We start from the raw sequence: 16,001 nt of genomic DNA on the forward strand, positions 1-16,001 counted from the left end.
CCTCCCCCATCCCCTCCCGCCTGCGGGAGGGGCGTGCCAAGGCTCGCTTGCAGGAACACCTCAAAGGAACGCTTGCGGATAGCCAATCAACGCACCCCTCCCGCAGGCGGGAGGGGATGGGGGAGGGCAGGCCACGCGCGAAAAGGTCTGTTAAACCGCCCCAACCCGCCGCTGCATCGCCCGCGCACTTGCCAGATGGTGCGCATGCGTAATTGCCACTGCCAGCGCATCCGCCGCGTCCGGCCCGGTCAGCTTCACGCCCGGCAGCAAATGCCCGACCATGGCCTGCACCTGCTTCTTGTCCGCGCCGCCGGTGCCGACGGTCGCCTTTTTCACGATGCTGGGGTGATATTCGCCGACGATCAATCCGGCCTGCGCCGCCGCCAGCAGGACGATCCCGCGCGCTTGGCCCAGCTTTAGCGTGGATTGCGCATTGCTGTTGCCCAGCACCTCCTCGACCGCCGCGCCGTCGGGCTGCTGCTGGCGGATCACATCGTAGAGCGCGGCGTGCAGGTTCGCCAAGCGGCGCGGCAGCACCATCGACGGCTCGGTCTTGATCTGGCCATTGGCGACGTGGCGCAGGCGGTTGCCCTCCACCGCGATCACCCCCCAGCCGGTGGTGCCCAGACCGGGGTCGAGCCCGAGGATGATGGCGGGGGGTGGGGTCATAAGGTCTTCCGCGCCCACCTGCCCTCCCCGGCACGAAACCGGGGAGGCATCAGGATCAGCCGAGCTTTTCCATCACTTCGTCGGAGACTTCGTAATTGCCCCAGACGGTCTGGACGTCGTCGTCATCGTCCAGCGTGTCGATCAGCTTGAACAGGGTCGCCGCCGCCGCTTCGTCAACCGACACCATGGTCTGCGGACGCCAGGCGAGCTTGGCGCCTTCGGCCTCGCCCAGCACCGGTTCCAGCGCCTTGGCGACTTCGTGCAGATCGCCCTGCGCGGTCCAGATCTCGTGGCCGTCCTCGGACGAGGTCACGTCCTCTGCCCCGGCTTCCAGTGCGGCCTCGAACACCTTCTCGGCGTCACCGGCGCTGGCGGGATAGTTGATCAGGCCCATCCGGTCGAAACCATGGCTGACCGAGCCCCCCGCGCCCAGGTTGCCGCCATTCTTCGACACGGCGGTGCGCACGTTCGTCGCGGTGCGGTTGCGATTGTCGGTCAGCGCCTCGATGATCAGGCTGACGCCGCCGGGGCCGAAGCCCTCATAGCGGACCTCTTCGTAATTCTCCCCGTCGCCGCGCGAGGCCTTGTCGATCGCGCGCGCGATATTGTCCTTGGGCATCGAGGCCGCCTTGGCCGCGTTGACGGCCGCGCGCAGACGCGGGTTCATGTCCGGGTCGGGCGTACCCATCTTCGCCGCGACGGTGATTTCGCGGGAGAGCTTGGAAAATGCTGCCGAGCGCTTCTTATCCTGCGCGCCCTTGCGGTGCATGATGTTCTTGAATTTGCTGTGGCCTGCCATCGGTGCCTCTTGAGATGATCGGGCTCTTTACGACTGCCCAAGGGCCTTTGCCAACCCGTCGATCTTCGCCTCCAGACTATCGAGCCGTTCGGTGACTCCATTGTCCAGCTTGTGGTGCAGCCGCAATATGTCGATCTCGGCGCGCAAATTGGTACGATAGTCCAGGCTCGCCGCCAGCCGGTCCTTGGCCGATTGCCGGTTCTGGCTCATCATGATGACCGGCGCCTGGATCGCCGCCAGTGTCGAGAGCATCAGGTTCAGGAAGATGTACGGGTAGGGATCGAACGCCATGCCGAAATGGCTGAGCACATCCGAATTGAGCAGCATCCACCCCAGCAGGATCACCGAAAAGGTGATGATGAAGCCCCAACTGCCGCCGACCGCCGCCACCCGATCGGCCAGCTTCTCGCCCCAGGTCGAGGTTTCGTCCGCGACATCGGCGGCGTCGCGTGCGCTGAGCTGGCCCGACTCGATATCGGCGATGACCTGGGCTTCTTCCTCGTCCAGCTCATGCGCAGGCTTGCCCAGCGTGCGGCGGGCGATTTCGGCGGCGTTCGACAGGGCCATGGGCTTGGGGCTCCGTGCAAGAAATCAAATGCCTTGCTCCTTGGGGCGTTGATCGGCCAAACGCCAGAGTCATGACGGTACGCGTGGATATGGGAACCGATGAGCGCGGCTCGTCGGTGCCGATCGATCTTGAGGAACTGCTGGCGACCCGCCTGCTGGTGCAGGGCAATTCGGGGTCGGGAAAGTCGCATCTGCTGCGCCGCTTGCTGGAAAAGTCGGCCGGCCAGGTGCAACAGGTGGTCATCGATCCCGAGGGCGATTTCGTCACCCTGTCCAAGGCTTACGGCCATGTCGTGATCGAGGCGGGCGACTATGCTGAGCGTGAGGTCGGGCGCTTCGCCTCGCGCATTCGCGAACACCGCGCCTCGGTGGTGCTCAGCCTCGAGGGACTGGAGATCGAGGGCCAGATGCGCTGCGCCGCGACGTTCCTGAACGCCCTGTTCGATGCGCCGCGAGAGCATTGGTATCCCGCGCTCGTCGTGGTCGACGAAGCTCAGCTGTTCGCCCCCACAACGGGGGGCGAAGTGACCGAGGAGGTTCGCCGCGCCTCGCTATCCGCCATGACCAACCTGATGTGTCGCGGGCGCAAGCGCGGGCTGGCGGGGGTGATCGCGACCCAGCGACTCGCCAAGCTGGCCAAGAACGTCGCAGCGGAGGCGTCCAACTTCCTGATGGGCCGTACCTTCCTCGACATCGACATGGCGCGTGCGGCCGACCTGCTGGGCATGGAGCGGCGCCAGGCCGACTCGATCCGCGATCTGGCGCGCGGCACCTTCCTGGCGCTGGGCCCGGCGGTGTCGCGGCGGCCGATCACGGTGAAGATCGGCGCGGTCGAAACCTCGGCGCGCTCGGGCAGCCCTAAGCTGACCCCCCTGCCCGACGCCCCGCCGCCGGACTTGCAGGAACTGCTCTTCGCGCCGGTCGAGGAAGCGCCGACCCTGCCCATGACCTTCGACCCGCGTCCGCGCCGCGTGCCCGCCGAGGAACTGATGGCCGATCTCGGCCGCCCGCCCTTGCCCACGACCGCCGCCCCGCCCCAGCCGGAAATGGACGAGGCCGAGGTCGAGGCGATCTACGAACAGGTGTTGCGCGCGATCGTCGACGACCCCGAATCGACCTTCCGCCCCGCCTCTGTGCTATTCCAGGACTTCCAGGTGCGCTGCCGCATGGCGGGGCTGGCCCGGCCGCCGCTCGACCTGAACGGCTTTGCGCGGCGACTGTCCTGCGCGCGGGCGGGGATTTTCGACGTCAACGATCCCGACTGGCAGGAAGCACTGGCGCTGGCCGCGATGCTGCCCGACGACATGCTGGGCGCGTTCCTGCTGGTCGCACGCGCGGCGCGCGAGGGCCTGCCCTGCCCGCCGGATACCAAGATCGCCGAGACGTACGGGACCAGCTCGCTGGGCCGTGTGAAGCGGCTGATCGCCTATATCGAGAGCCGCGACCTGTTCGTGTGCCGCACCGACCTGACGGGCAAGCGGTCGATTACAATTCCCCGGCTGGGCTGGACCACCCAGGCGGCGGAGATGGGGTGAGGGTTGCCCTTGGCCTTCGACTTCGCTCAGGCGGAACGGAGGTTGGGGATTTTGGCGCGCGTAAAAGCGGGCGTCTCAGTCATTGTGCGAACCAACGCCCTACTTTTTTCGACGCTTTGCTGCCTTATCGTCATCACGGCGCATTTTTCGTTCCAACAGCATCACCAGCAACTGATCTGACCAGCAGAGCGCGATGATAGCGGGGACAGCCAGAATCGCACCCAGCCAAGTCATTGTCGTTTGACGTCCGGCGCGGCCTGGCCCTTAGACCTCGGCACCCAGATTGTACACGACAGTCCTTCGACCAAGGGCCCGCCATCCGGCATCCGGACGCGCTTAAAGCAGCCGCCCAGCGGAAATTCACGGCTCAGCCATTTCCCCTCCGGCGTGTCCTGTTCATAAGATTCGATCTTATGCCGCTGCAGAAACGTCCATAGCTTGTCTGCCGCCTCGCCAGCACAGATGTATTTGTGGCTTTCCTCGGTATCGCTGACGTAACCGGCGGCAATGGCCTCGCCCAGACACATTTCCATGAAACCCGGCATCTGTTCCGGAAAGGGCTTGTCGACGGCGGCGGCAAGCAACGCGAGCGAGAAGATCGGCATGATGAAACGAAACATGCCTGATCGGCCGACTGCCATCAAGCGCGACCCCCGTTCAGCCTGAGCGAACTCGAAGGCCACGGTCCACCGCCCACCACCAATAAAAAGGGCGACGGAGCCCGAAGCCCCGCCGCCCTTCGCATTCCGAACCCGAAACCGGGATCAGATCATGCCCAGCGCCTTCATATACACTTCGAGGATGGCTTCCTCTTCCTGATATTCTTCGCGCTTCTTCTTGCGGATGGCCATGATCTTCTTGATCGCCTTCGGATCATAGCCGCGCGCCTTGGCTTCGGCGAACACATCCTTGATGTCGTCCGAAATGCCCTTCTTCTCTTCTTCCAGCCGCTCGGCCCGCTCGATCAGCAGGCGCAGCTCGTCGGCCGTCACATTGCCGCTGCTGTCGAAATTCTCGTCCGCCATGGTCTTTAACCTTCTTGAAATCCTGTCCGCCCCCACGAACCCGCCGCCACGACACGGGCCCCGCCCATGGGCAAGGTCGGTCCGGCGCGAATGTCGGGATCGGGGAGCGGTCTAGGCGCTTCCGCGCCGTCGCTCAAGCGGGGGTTAACGGTTCTTCTTCACACTCTCGGCCATGCGCGCCAGTTGTTCCGGCGTCGCCTCGGCCTGATGCTCGGCCTTCCACTGGTCATAGGGCATTCCGTAGATCGCCTCACGCGCGGTCGCCTTGTCGACGCCCGCCGCCTCGCCCACCCAGTCGGACAGGCAGTTGCGGCAAAAGCCCGCCAGCCCCATCAGGTCGACATTCTGCGCGTCGGTCCGGTGGCGCAGATGCAGCACCAGCCGACGAAAGGCTTCCGCCGCCGCCTTGTCATCGATTGCATTCAACGCATCCACTGCATCGGCCATATTCGTCGCTCCTAGGTTGATCGTAACGCATTAGGCTTTAGGACACAGGCCGAAAAAATGCAGGATGTGACCATGACCACTCTCCCTCCGCGTTCGCGCAAAGTCCGCGTCCTGGCCACGCTCGGCCCGGCGAGCAGCGATCCCGAGACCATCGCCACCCTGTTCCAGGCGGGTGCCGACGCCTTCCGAATCAATATGAGCCATGGCGATCAGCAGTCGAAGATCCCGCTCATCCAGGCGATCCGCGGGCTGGAGGAGCGGTTCGGCCGTCCGACCACGATCCTGGCCGATCTCCAGGGGCCGAAGCTGCGCGTCGGCAAGTTCGCGGACGGCAAGGTCATGCTGGAAACCGGCAGCACATTCATCCTCGACCGCGATCCGACGCCGGGCGACGCGACCCGTGTCGAACTGCCGCACAAGGAAATCTTCGCCGCAATCGAGCCGGGCGCGCGCCTGCTGCTCGACGACGGCAAGCTAGTCCTGCGCGTCGCCTTCCACGACGCGGACAAGATCACCACGCTGGTCGAGGTCGGCGGCGCGCTGTCAAACAATAAGGGGCTGAACGTCCCCGACGTGGTGCTGCCCATGGCCGCGCTGACCGAGAAGGACCGTTCGGATCTGAACTTCGCGGTCGAGCAGGGCGTGGACTGGATCGCCCTGTCCTTCGTGCAGCGCCCCGAGGACCTGATGGAGGCGCGCGGCCTGATCAAAGGACGCGCCGCGCTCCTCGCCAAGATCGAGAAGCCGCAGGCGATCGACCGGCTGGAGGAAATCGTCGAGCAGTGCGACGGCGTGATGGTCGCGCGCGGCGACCTTGGCGTCGAACTGCCTCCTCAGGCGGTGCCGCCGCTGCAAAAGCGCATCGTCGAGGTGTCGCGCCGCATGGGCCGACCGGTGGTCGTCGCAACGCAGATGCTCGAATCGATGATCCAGAGCCCCTCGCCCACTCGCGCCGAGGTATCGGACGTGGCGACCGCCATCTATGACGGCGCCGACGCGATCATGCTGTCGGCCGAGTCGGCGGCGGGTGCCTGGCCGGTCGAATCGGTCGCGATGATGAACGCGATCGGCGTGTCGGTGGAAAACGACCCCGGCCACGGCGACCGTGTCCATTTCACCGCGATGACCCCCGACCCGACCACCGCCGACGCGCTGGCCGAGGCCGCCGCGCGGATCACCGATACCGTGTCGGCCAAGGCGATCATCTGCTTCACCACCAGCGGCTCGACCGCGCGCCGCATCGCGCGCGAGCGTCCCTCGGTGCCGCTGCTGGTCCTGACGCCGCAGTTGGAGACGGCCCGTCGCCTGGGCCTGCTCTGGGGCGCCCACGCGGTCCACACCCGCGACGTCGAATCCTTCGAGGAAATGGTCGCCAAGTCCAAGCGCATGGCCTTGCGCCACGGCATCGCCGAGGCGGGCAACCAGGTCGTGCTGATGGCGGGCGTTCCCTTCCGCACACCGGGGTCGACCAACGTGCTGCACGTCACCCGCATCATGGGCGACGAACTGGCCAATTATGGCGACCGCAGCGAAGAGGCGTAAGCGCCAGGCCTGACTATTGGCGGACAGACGAGAGGCGGCGGCGCGACAGGCGTTCGCCGCCTCTTTGTCATTTCAGCGGCAGGAAGAGTTCCAGGACCGCTTCATGTGCGGGCACATCGGGAAAGAGCGAGAGATGCTGGCAATAAAGAGGGAAGTCGCGCGCCTCCTCGCCGCTGGCGGGTAGCCAATCGCGATAGAGATAGATCGCCGCCGGCTCCAGATCATGGCTATGCCCTACGATCCTCAGCACCGCGCAGCGCCCGCCGGGAATGGTGCCAAGCTCGATCCGCTCGCCTTTCGCTTCGATCGGCTGATCCGTTCCAACGCACAAATCCATACGATAGTCGGCTGGGGGCGTGTTGCGTGGGTCTGAATGAAAGACATTGAAGGTCGTGCTGATCTTCGGCGACAAACCCATCGCCTTGCGCCAGGCGATAAAGCGCTGGATGGTCGCACCGATCGTCGCGGGATCACCGCGATGCTCCATGATTGCTACCGGGATCGGGGACACGTCGCGGATCGTTACATCGTCAGGGGTGTAGGTGGTCTGCATGAGCTTGCTCCTCGCGTTCTCGAGAGGCCCGAAGGCCGCGAGCCACGGCTCCCAATCAGGAGTTTTCCTGAACGACGACGGCGACTGCCCGAACCGTTGCCGAAAGGCGCGAGCGAAGGCATCCGGGGCGTCGTAACCGGCATCCATCGCTATGTCGGTGACGCTCTGCGCGTCCCGGTATGCCAGCCGGTAGGATGCCCGTTTCAGGCGGGCGAGCTGGACATAGCGATGCACGGTCAGCCCGAAGGTCGCCGCGAACTGCCGGTGGAAATGGTATTTCGAAAAGGCTGCGACGCCGCTCACCGCATCCAGGTCCAGATCATCGTCCAGATGTCGATCGATATGATCCAGCACCCGCTGCATCCGGTTTTGGTAGTGGCGTAGCGCCGCCTTCATCGTCCAATCCTCCGTGGCGAGTTCAGCTAGACGCTACCGGCCCATCGGCGCTCGACAGATCTTGCGCTTCGCACCATGACAAAAGGGGCCAGCATCTCGCGATGCCAGCCCCCTTCGTTGATTTGGTAAAGCCCGATCAGATGTGGATCGGCTTGCCCTGCACCGCCATGGCAGCTTCCTTGAGCGCCTCGGCATGGGTCGGGTGGGCGTGGCAGGTATAGGCGATGTCTTCGGACGTCGCGCCGAACTCCATCGCCTGCGCGGCCTGGGCGATCATGGTGCCCGCGAGCGAGGAGATGATCCACACGCCCAGCACGCGGTCGGTCTTGGCGTCGGCGATGACCTTCACGAAGCCGTCGGTGTCGCGGTTGGTCTTGGCTCGGCTGTTCGCCATGAAGGGGAACTTGCCGACCTTGACCTCGCCACGCTCCTTGGCGGCTTCTTCCGACAGGCCGACACCGGCGATCTCGGGCATGGTGTAGACGACGCTGGGGATGACGTCGTGGTTCACGATGCCGGTCTGGCCCGCGATGTTCTCAGCCACCGCGACGCCCTCGTCCTCCGCCTTGTGCGCGAGCATCAGGCCCGGGGCGACATCGCCGATCGCCCAGACGCCGTCGACATTGGTCGCGAAGTCATGGTCGATCTCGACCTGGCCACGGCCGTTCAGCTTTACGCCCGCGGCTTCCAAGTTCAGCCCGTCGGTGTTCGGCTTGCGGCCGATTGCGACCAGCACGGCGTCGGCCGACAGCGTTTCCGCCGCACCGCCAGCCGCCGGTTCGACCGACACGGTCGCGCGGTCGCCCTCGACGGTGACGCCGGTCACCTTGGTCGAGGTCTTCAGCTCCATGCCCTGCTTCTTGAAGAGCTTGGCCGATTCCTTGCGGACCTCGCCGTCGAAGCCCGGCAGGATCTGGTCGAGATATTCGACCACCGTCACCTTGGCGCCCAGGCGACGCCAGACCGAGCCCAGCTCCAGCCCGATCACGCCGCCACCAATGACGACCAGATGCTCCGGCACCTTGGGCAGCGCCAGCGCGCCGGTCGAGTCGACGACGACCTTCTGGTCGATCTCAACACCCGGCAGCGGGGTCACGACCGAGCCGGTCGCGATCACGATGTCGCGCGCGGTAACGGTCTGGTCGCCGACCTTCACCGTGCTCAAATCCTGGAACGCGGCCTTGCCCTTCAGCCAGGTGACCTTGTTCTTCTTGAAGAGATACTCGATACCACCGGTCAGCTCGCCGACCGCCTTGGCCTTTTCGGCGTGCATCTGGTCGAGGTTGAGGCGGGCACCGTCGATCTCGACGCCGAACTTCGCGAGGGCACCGTGGCTCGCTTCCTCGAACAGCTCGGACGCGTGGAGCAGCGCCTTGGACGGGATGCAGCCGACATTGAGGCAGGTGCCGCCCAGCGTCTCGCGCGCTTCGGCGCATGCGGTCTTCAGGCCCAGCTGCGCCGCGCGGATCGCCGCGACATAGCCGCCGGGGCCCGCGCCGATCACCAGGACGTCATAGTCATACTCAGCCATTTGTCTCTCCCGTTCCCCGGCGTCCGGGGTCCAGCCTCGCGGGCGCACCCGCCTTCACACAATAGGAACGGACCCCCGCGGTTGCGAGGGTCCGTATAGATCACAAAGCGATCAGAGGTCGATCAGGATGCGGGTCGGGTCCTGGATCGCATTCTTCAGCGCGACGAGGAAGGTCACCGCCTCGCGGCCGTCGATGATGCGATGGTCATAGGACAGCGCCAGATACATCATCGGGCGGATGACGATCTGGCCGTCGACGACGACCGGGCGCTCCTCGATACGGTGGAGGCCCAGCACCGCCGACTGGGGCGGGTTGATGATCGGGGTCGACATCAGCGAGCCGAACACGCCGCCGTTCGAGATGGTGAAGGTGCCGCCCTTCATCTCGTCCATTTTCAGCGTGCCGTCCTTGGCGCGCTTGCCGAAGTCGCCGATCGTCTTTTCAATGCCCGCGACCGTCAGGTCCTGCGCATCGCGGATGACCGGCACGACCAGGCCGTTCGGGGCCGAAACGGCGACCGAGATATCGGCATAGTCGTGATAGACGATCTCATCGCCCTCGATCGACGCGTTGACCGAAGGAATGTCCTTCAGCGCCATCGTCGCGGCCTTCACGAAGAAGCCCATGAAGCCCAGGCGGACGCCGTGCTTCTTCTCGAACAGGTCCTTATACTTGGCGCGCGCCTCGATCACCGCGGTCATGTCGACGTCGTTGAACGTCGTCAGCATCGCGGCGGTGTTCTGCGCTTCCTTCAGGCGCTTGGCGATCGTCTGACGCAGGCGCGTCATCTTCACGCGCTCTTCCTTGCGCGCCGAACCGGCGGGGGCAGCGGCCGGAGCAGCAGCGGCGGGAGCCGGCGCGCTGGACTTGTTGGCAGCGGCGGCAGCGACGTCTTCCTTGGTAATGCGGCCGTCCTTGCCGGTGCCCTTGATCGTCGCGGGGTCGAGACCATGCTCGAGGACCGCACGACGCACCGACGGCGAGAGTGCTGCGGGCGAGTCGCTCGACTCGTCGCCAGCAGGCGCAGCGGCGGGTGCCGGAGCAGCCGCCGGGGCTGCGGTCACGGCCGGGGTCGCCGCTTCGGTCTTGGCCGGGGCCGAACCACCGGCGTCGACGGTCGCCAGCAGCGCGCCGACCTGCACCGTGTCGCCGACCTTCACCGCATGCTCGCCCATGACACCCGCCACCGGCGAGGGCACTTCGACCGAGACCTTGTCGGTCTCCAGGCTCGCGATCGGCTCGTCGACCGCCACCGCATCACCCGGCTGCTTCAGCCATTCGCCCAGCGTCGCTTCGGAGATCGATTCGCCCAGCACCGGGACCAGAACTTCAGTCGCCATTTCCATTTCCTCCGCCCGGTCCATCGACCGGGGCTCTTACGCGGGCGGGCAAAACGCCCGCGCCAGATTTCATCCCTCCCCGGCTCGATCACGAACCGGGGAACTCGGTAAGTCAGTCCGCCGCCGCCGTGGTCGGCTTGGCGGTGGTGTTGCTGCCCTCGGCGCGCGTCCGGCGGATTTCCTCGCGGACATTATGGCCCAGCGCATCGGCGACCAGCGCGCCCTGCTCGGCGGTGTGGCGCTTCATCAGGCCGGTGGCGGGCGACGCCGCCGCCGCACGACCCGCATAACGCGCCCGCTTCACGCTCGCACCGGCGGCCGCCAGCGACTCTTCGATCAGCGGCTCGACGAAGAACCAATAGCCGTTGTTCTTCGGCTCTTCCTGCGCCCAGACCACATCCTGCAGGTTCGGCATGCGCGCGATCCGCTTGGCCAGCGCATCGCTCGGGAACGGATAGAGCTGCTCGACACGCACGATCTGGGTCGAGGTGTCGCCCGCCGCATCGCGTGCCTCGATCAGGTCATAGGCGACCTTGCCGGTGCACAGGACCAGCCGCGTCGTGGCCTCGTCGGCGGCACCGTTGGTGTCCGACAGCAGGCGACGGAAGTGGCTCTCGCCCTGGAAATCCTCGGCCTTCGATACCGCCAGCTTGTGACGCAGCAGCGACTTGGGCGTCATGACGATCAGGGGCTTGCGGAAATTGCGGTGCATCTGGCGGCGCAACAGGTGGAAATAGTTGGCCGGGGTGGTGCAGTTCGCAACCTGGATATTGTCGTTGGCGCAGGACTGGAGGAAGCGCTCGGGACGCGCGGAGGAGTGCTCCGGCCCCTGCCCTTCATAGCCATGCGGCAGCAGCATCACGAGGCCGTTGGCGCGCAGCCACTTGGACTCGCCCGACGTGATGAACTGGTCGATCATGATCTGCGCGCCGTTGACGAAGTCGCCGAACTGCGCCTCCCACAGCACCAGCGTCTTCGGATCGGCCAGCGCATAGCCATACTCGAAGCCGAGCACGCCATATTCGGACAACGGGCTGTCCAGCACTTCAAAGCTGCCATGCTCGACGGTCTTCAGCGGCACGTACTTGTGCTCGTCGGTCTGGTCGACCCAGACGGCGTGACGCTGCGAGAAGGTGCCGCGACCCGAGTCCTGACCCGACAGACGCACACCATAGCCTTCCGACAGCAGCGAACCGAAGGCCAAGGCCTCACCGGTCGCCCAGTCGAAATTCTCGCCGGTGGAGAACATCTGGCGCTTGGCGTCGAGCACGCGGTTCAGCGTCTTGTGGACCTGAAGCCCTTCCGGGATCGTGGTCAGCGTACGGCCGATCGCGTCGAACAGCTTCTTGTCGAGGCCGGTCTCGACGTTGCGGCGACCCTGATCGGACTCCTTCGGGGCCGACAGACCCGACCAGCGACCGGCGAACCAGTCCGCCTTGTTGGGCTTGTAGCTCGCGCCAGCCTCGAACTCGCCTTCGCAGCGCGTGGTATACTGCTTGATATTCTCGTCGACCCAGGCCTGATCGACCACGCCTTCGGACACAAGGCGCTTCGCATAGGTCTCGGCCACACCGGGGTGCGAACGGATCTTGTTGTACATCAGCGGCTGGGTAAAGCCCGGCTCATCGCCCTCGTTGTGACCGAAGCGGCGATAGCACCACATGTCGATCACGATGTCGCGGTGGAACTTCTGACGGAATTCGATCGCCATCTTGGTGGCGAAGGTCACCGCCTCGGGATCGTCGCCATTGACGTGGAAGACCGGCGCCTGGACGCCCTTGGCCACATCCGACGGATAGGGCGAGGAGCGCGCGAACTGCGGCGAGGTGGTGAAGCCCACCTGGTTGTTGATGATGAAGTGGACGCAGCCACCCGTGTTGTAACCACGGATGCCGGAGAAGCCGAGGCACTCCCAGACGATGCCCTGGCCCGCAAAGGCGGCGTCGCCGTGGATCAGCACCGGCACCGAGGCCGAGTGATCCTCCAGGTCGCCCGCGATCGTCTGGATCGCGCGGGTTTTGCCCAGCACGACCGGGTTCACCGCCTCGAGGTGCGAGGGGTTGGCGACCAGCGACATATGGACCTTGTGGCCGTCAAACTCACGGTCGGTCGAGGTGCCCAGATGATACTTCACGTCGCCCGAACCGCCGATATCATCGGGGTTGGCCGAGCCACCGGCGAATTCGTGGAAGATCACGCGCAGCGGCTTGGCCATCACATTGGCCAGCACGTTCAGGCGGCCGCGATGCGCCATGCCGAACACGATCTCGCGCACGCCCATCTGGCCACCGTACTTGATGACCGACTCGAGCGCGGGGATCATCGACTCGCCGCCGTCCAGGCCGAAGCGCTTGGTGCCGACATATTTCTTGCCGAGGAACTTTTCCCACTGCTCGGCCTCGATGACCTTGTTCAGGATGGCCTTCTTGCCATCGGTCGTGAACTCGATCGCCTTGTCCTGGCCTTCCATCCGGTCCTGGAGGAAGCGGCGCTCCTCCACGTCCGCAATGTGCATATATTCCAGGCCGACATTGCCGCAGTAATTCTTGCGCAGCGTGTCGACCAGCTCGCGAACGGTCGCCCATTCAAAGCCCATCGTGCCGCCCAGATAGACCTTGCGATCGATATCGGCGTCGGTGAAGCCGTGATATTCAGTCTTCAGATCTTCGGGCAGCTCGCGCAGGCCCGACAGGCCGAGCGGGTCGAGATTCGCCGCGAGGTGGCCGCGCACCCGGTAGGTGCGGATCAACATCTGCGCCCGGATCGCGTCACCCGCCGCCTTCACGATGTCGGCGGTCGAGGGTGCCGCAGCGGCCGGAGCGGCGGCGGCGGGCTTGCCACCCTTGGCGGGCTTGGGAGCCGGTTCCATCTGGGTCGGGTCGAGGCCCGCCGTCAGATCGTCGGTCGAGGTCAGCGGCCAGCGCTTGTTCTGCCAGCTGGGGGCGCCCACGCCCTGCTCCAGACCCTCGAAAAAGGTCCGCCAGCCAGCATCGACCGACGACTGGTCGGCCTGATACTTGGCATAGAGCGTTTCGATGAAGGCGGGGCTGACGCCCGCCGCGATGTCGCTGAATTCCTGGCCTTCGTAGCCCATGAGACGCTTCCTCGACCGCCCGACTTCTTTATGATCGCCACCCCGGCACATCCGCCTGGGGTCCGCAGCCGCGAGCGGCCCGCCTGCCGCCACGGACCCCGGCGGGTGTGCCGGGGTGACGCGATACGCCTTACTTGTTCAGCACCGACAGCAGCGTCGAGCCGAGTTCCGACGGGCTGGCCGCGACCTTGATCCCGGCCGCTTCCATCGCCGCGATCTTGTCCTCGGCGCCGCCCTGGCCGCCCGACACGATCGCACCGGCATGGCCCATGCGACGGCCCGGAGGCGCGGTGCGGCCCGCGATGAAGCCGGCCATCGGCTTGCTGCGACCGCGCTTGGCTTCGTCGCGCAGGAACTGCGCGGCTTCTTCTTCCGCCGAGCCGCCGATCTCGCCGATCATGATGATCGACTGGGTCTCGTCATCGGCCAGGAACAGCTCCAGCACGTCGATGAAGTTGGTGCCGTTGACGGGATCGCCGCCGATGCCGACCGCGGTCGTCTGACCAAGGCCAGCGTTCGAGGTCTGGAACACCGCCTCATAGGTCAGCGTGCCCGAACGCGACACGACGCCGACCGAGCCCTTCTTGAAGATCGAACCCGGCATGATGCCGATCTTGCACTCGCCCGGCGTCAGCACGCCCGGGCAGTTCGGACCGATCAGGCGCGACTTGGAACCCGACAGGGCACGCTTGACCTTGACCATGTCGAGGACCGGAATGCCCTCGGTGATCGCGACGATCAGCGGGATTTCCGCGTCGATCGCTTCCAGGATCGAGTCGGCCGCGAAGGGCGGCGGCACGTAGATGACCGACGCGTCCGCGCCCGTCTTCGACTTGGCTTCGGCGACGGTGTTGAAGACCGGCAGGCCGATATGCTCGGTGCCGCCCTTGCCCGGCGTCACGCCGCCGACCATCTGCGTGCCGTACGCCAGCGCCTGCTGGGTGTGGAACGTGCCGGTTTCACCCGTCATGCCCTGGGTGATGACCTTGGTGTTCTTGTTGACGAGGATGCTCATCTTAGCTCCCAATTCCCTTGTGTCCCCGCGAAGGCGGGGACCCAGTCCTGGGCTCCCGCCTTCGCGGAAGCACGATCGCTCAAAACAATGACTCGTACAGGTCGAGCCAATTCGGATTTTTCTCTTCGATCAGCCGCAGCTTCCAGTCCCGGTTCCATTTCTTGAGTTGGCGTTCGCGAAGCCGCGCACCGTCCAATTCGTCATGGGCTTCGTACCAGACCAGAAACCTGCAACCGTACTTCTTGGTGAATCCGTCGATCAGGGCGTTGCGGTGTTGATAGGCCCGCTTAACCAGATCGCTGGTGACACCGACATATATCGTTCCGTTCAGTCGGCTCGCCATCATGTAGACGTAGCCGGCCTTGGTCATCCCTGGGCCCCTTGTGCTCCCGCGAAGGCGGGAGCCCAGTACTGGGTCCCCGCCTTCGCGGGGACACAAGGAAATTCAGGATGCAATCTTACGCCAGGCTCTCGTCGATGCCCTTGCAGGCCACGAGCAGCTCCTTGACCGCGTCGACCGAAACCTGAAGATTGGCCTTCGCCTCGTCCGACAGCTTGACCTCGACGACCTTCTCGACGCCACCGGCGCCGATCACGACGGGCACGCCGACATAGAGGTTGTCGATGCCATACTCACCCGACAGGTGCGCCGCGGCCGGCAGGATGCGCTTCTGGTCGTAGAGATACGCCTCGGCCATCGCGATGCCGCTGGTGGCGGGCGCATAGAAAGCCGAGCCGGTCTTGAGCAGCGCGACGATCTCGCCGCCGCCGCCACGGGTGCGCTTGACGATCTCGTCGACCTTTTCCTTGGTCGAGAAGCCCATCTCGATCAGGTCGCTGACCGGGATGCCGCTGACGGTCGAATATTCCAGGACCGGCACCATGGTGTCGCCATGGCCGCCGAGGACGAAGGTGTTCACGTCCTTCACCGACACGCCGAACTCTTCGGCGAGGAAGTGGCTGAAGCGCGCCGAGTCGAGCACGCCCGCCATGCCGACGACCTTGTTGGCCGGGAGACCCGAGAATTCGCGCAGCGCCCAGACCATCGCGTCGAGCGGGTTGGTGATGCAGATGACGAAGGCGTCGGGCGCGTTGTCACGGATGCCCTCGCCGACCGCCTTCATCACCTTCAGGTTGATGCCGAGCAGGTCGTCGCGGCTCATGCCTGGCTTGCGCGCGACACCGGCGGTGACGATGATGACGTCCGCGCCCGCAATGTCGGCGTAGTCGTTGGAGCCCTTGATATTCGCGTCGAAGCCCTCGACTGGGCCGCACTGCGACAGGTCGAGTGCCTTGCCCTGGGGAACACCCTCGACGACGTCGAACAGGACGATATCGCCCAGCCCCTTGAGCGCGGCGAGGTGCGCCAGCGTGCCGCCGATGTTACCGGCGCCGATCAGCGCGATCTTCTTGCGAGCCATTCCAATCCTACTCCGTAGTGGACGTACGTGATTGGTCACGCGGCCTACGCCCATATGGGCGTCGGG

Annotated in this window: 15 protein-coding genes; 2 read left to right on the forward strand and 13 right to left on the reverse strand. The window is 65.4% G+C overall.

The genetic code is table 11. The features are described 5' to 3' along the window. Positions 1-150 precede the first annotated feature (150 nt). The 3 genes from ruvC to SB4_RS12730 are packed head-to-tail and all read right to left on the reverse strand — an operon-like array spanning position 151 to position 2,035. On the reverse strand, positions 151-669 hold the full coding sequence (gene ruvC, locus SB4_RS12720; RefSeq protein ID WP_058752860.1) for a crossover junction endodeoxyribonuclease RuvC: 519 nt from the start codon (positions 667-669) through the stop codon (positions 151-153). Between the two features lie 55 nt (positions 670-724). After that, on the reverse strand, positions 725-1,468 hold the full coding sequence (locus tag SB4_RS12725) for a YebC/PmpR family DNA-binding transcriptional regulator (protein ID WP_042484083.1): 744 nt from the start codon (positions 1,466-1,468) through the stop codon (positions 725-727). 27 nt (positions 1,469-1,495) lie between these two features. Further along, positions 1,496-2,035, reverse strand: a complete 540-nt coding sequence (locus SB4_RS12730; protein ID WP_058752861.1) for a DUF1003 domain-containing protein — start codon at positions 2,033-2,035, stop codon at positions 1,496-1,498. 71 nt (positions 2,036-2,106) lie between these two features. Here SB4_RS12730 and SB4_RS12735 point away from each other — a divergent pair, with 71 nt between their 5' ends. Next, on the forward strand, positions 2,107-3,570 hold the full coding sequence (locus SB4_RS12735; RefSeq protein WP_058752862.1) for a helicase HerA domain-containing protein: 1,464 nt from the start codon (positions 2,107-2,109) through the stop codon (positions 3,568-3,570). A 230-nt stretch (positions 3,571-3,800) separates the two neighbouring features. On the opposite strand, the gene SB4_RS12740 is transcribed toward SB4_RS12735, so the two are convergent. The 3 genes from SB4_RS12740 to SB4_RS12750 all read right to left on the reverse strand — a co-directional run bounded on the left by SB4_RS12740 (position 3,801) and on the right by SB4_RS12750 (position 5,042). Next, the gene (locus tag SB4_RS12740; protein ID WP_058752863.1) at positions 3,801-4,190 is read right to left on the reverse strand and encodes a hypothetical protein; all 390 of its coding nucleotides are present in this window, start codon (positions 4,188-4,190) and stop codon (positions 3,801-3,803) included. Positions 4,191-4,334: 144 nt separating this feature from the next. Further along, the gene (locus SB4_RS12745; protein ID WP_037570224.1) at positions 4,335-4,595 is read right to left on the reverse strand and encodes a DUF2312 domain-containing protein; all 261 of its coding nucleotides are present in this window, start codon (positions 4,593-4,595) and stop codon (positions 4,335-4,337) included. Positions 4,596-4,739: 144 nt separating this feature from the next. Beyond that, positions 4,740-5,042, reverse strand: coding sequence for a DUF1244 domain-containing protein (locus SB4_RS12750; protein WP_058752864.1), 303 nt, complete (start codon positions 5,040-5,042; stop codon positions 4,740-4,742). 72 nt (positions 5,043-5,114) lie between these two features. Between SB4_RS12750 and pyk the strand changes: the two genes are divergently transcribed. Further along, positions 5,115-6,584, forward strand: a complete 1,470-nt coding sequence (gene pyk, locus SB4_RS12755) for a pyruvate kinase (RefSeq protein WP_058752893.1) — start codon at positions 5,115-5,117, stop codon at positions 6,582-6,584. A 67-nt stretch (positions 6,585-6,651) separates the two neighbouring features. Here pyk and SB4_RS12760 read toward each other — a convergent pair whose 3' ends face one another. From SB4_RS12760 to mdh, 7 genes are all read right to left on the reverse strand, one after another. Beyond that, a complete protein-coding gene (locus tag SB4_RS12760; protein ID WP_058752865.1) occupies positions 6,652-7,533 on the reverse strand; it encodes an AraC family transcriptional regulator in 882 nt (293 codons plus the stop codon). 136 nt (positions 7,534-7,669) lie between these two features. Next, positions 7,670-9,064, reverse strand: coding sequence for a dihydrolipoyl dehydrogenase (gene lpdA / locus SB4_RS12765; RefSeq protein WP_058752866.1), 1,395 nt, complete (start codon positions 9,062-9,064; stop codon positions 7,670-7,672). A 111-nt stretch (positions 9,065-9,175) separates the two neighbouring features. Then, the gene (gene odhB / locus SB4_RS12770; protein ID WP_058752894.1) at positions 9,176-10,405 is read right to left on the reverse strand and encodes a 2-oxoglutarate dehydrogenase complex dihydrolipoyllysine-residue succinyltransferase; all 1,230 of its coding nucleotides are present in this window, start codon (positions 10,403-10,405) and stop codon (positions 9,176-9,178) included. A gap of 112 nt (positions 10,406-10,517) precedes the next feature. Continuing rightward, positions 10,518-13,499: a 2-oxoglutarate dehydrogenase E1 component gene (locus SB4_RS12775; protein ID WP_058752867.1), complete on the reverse strand. Its 2,982-nt coding sequence runs from the start codon at positions 13,497-13,499 to the stop codon at positions 10,518-10,520. Positions 13,500-13,629: 130 nt separating this feature from the next. Continuing rightward, positions 13,630-14,514 (reverse strand): succinate--CoA ligase subunit alpha, encoded by an 885-nt coding sequence (sucD, locus tag SB4_RS12780; protein WP_042484035.1) that lies wholly within the window; start codon positions 14,512-14,514, stop codon positions 13,630-13,632. A gap of 79 nt (positions 14,515-14,593) precedes the next feature. Next, on the reverse strand, positions 14,594-14,884 hold the full coding sequence (locus SB4_RS12785; protein ID WP_058752868.1) for a GIY-YIG nuclease family protein: 291 nt from the start codon (positions 14,882-14,884) through the stop codon (positions 14,594-14,596). Between the two features lie 88 nt (positions 14,885-14,972). After that, entirely contained in the window at positions 14,973-15,935 is a 963-nt protein-coding gene (mdh, locus tag SB4_RS12790; RefSeq protein WP_058752869.1) for a malate dehydrogenase, read from the reverse strand. Positions 15,936-16,001: the final 66 nt, after the last annotated feature.

Origin of the sequence: Sphingomonas sanguinis, from assembly GCF_001476905.1 — a bacterium.
Lineage (GTDB): Bacteria > Pseudomonadota > Alphaproteobacteria > Sphingomonadales > Sphingomonadaceae > Sphingomonas > Sphingomonas sanguinis_B.

Bases quoted from the DNA above. Each gene is read 5' to 3' on its own strand.
- SB4_RS12740 (WP_058752863.1), bottom strand. From the start codon at position 4,190: ATGTTTCGTTTCATCATGCCGATCTTCTCGCTCGCGTTGCTTGCCGCC.
- SB4_RS12750 (WP_058752864.1), bottom strand. From the start codon at position 5,042: ATGGCCGATGCAGTGGATGCGTTGAATGCAATCGATGACAAGGCGGCG.
- SB4_RS12775 (WP_058752867.1), bottom strand. From the start codon at position 13,499: ATGGGCTACGAAGGCCAGGAATTCAGCGACATCGCGGCGGGCGTCAGC.
- ruvC (WP_058752860.1), bottom strand. From the start codon at position 669: ATGACCCCACCCCCCGCCATCATCCTCGGGCTCGACCCCGGTCTGGGC.
- SB4_RS12735 (WP_058752862.1), top strand. From the start codon at position 2,107: ATGACGGTACGCGTGGATATGGGAACCGATGAGCGCGGCTCGTCGGTG.
- mdh (WP_058752869.1), bottom strand. From the start codon at position 15,935: ATGGCTCGCAAGAAGATCGCGCTGATCGGCGCCGGTAACATCGGCGGC.
- SB4_RS12760 (WP_058752865.1), bottom strand. From the start codon at position 7,533: ATGAAGGCGGCGCTACGCCACTACCAAAACCGGATGCAGCGGGTGCTG.
- SB4_RS12745 (WP_037570224.1), bottom strand. From the start codon at position 4,595: ATGGCGGACGAGAATTTCGACAGCAGCGGCAATGTGACGGCCGACGAG.
- pyk (WP_058752893.1), top strand. From the start codon at position 5,115: ATGACCACTCTCCCTCCGCGTTCGCGCAAAGTCCGCGTCCTGGCCACG.
- odhB (WP_058752894.1), bottom strand. From the start codon at position 10,405: ATGGCGACTGAAGTTCTGGTCCCGGTGCTGGGCGAATCGATCTCCGAA.
- sucD (WP_042484035.1), bottom strand. From the start codon at position 14,514: ATGAGCATCCTCGTCAACAAGAACACCAAGGTCATCACCCAGGGCATG.
- SB4_RS12730 (WP_058752861.1), bottom strand. From the start codon at position 2,035: ATGGCCCTGTCGAACGCCGCCGAAATCGCCCGCCGCACGCTGGGCAAG.
- SB4_RS12725 (WP_042484083.1), bottom strand. From the start codon at position 1,468: ATGGCAGGCCACAGCAAATTCAAGAACATCATGCACCGCAAGGGCGCG.
- lpdA (WP_058752866.1), bottom strand. From the start codon at position 9,064: ATGGCTGAGTATGACTATGACGTCCTGGTGATCGGCGCGGGCCCCGGC.
- SB4_RS12785 (WP_058752868.1), bottom strand. From the start codon at position 14,884: ATGACCAAGGCCGGCTACGTCTACATGATGGCGAGCCGACTGAACGGA.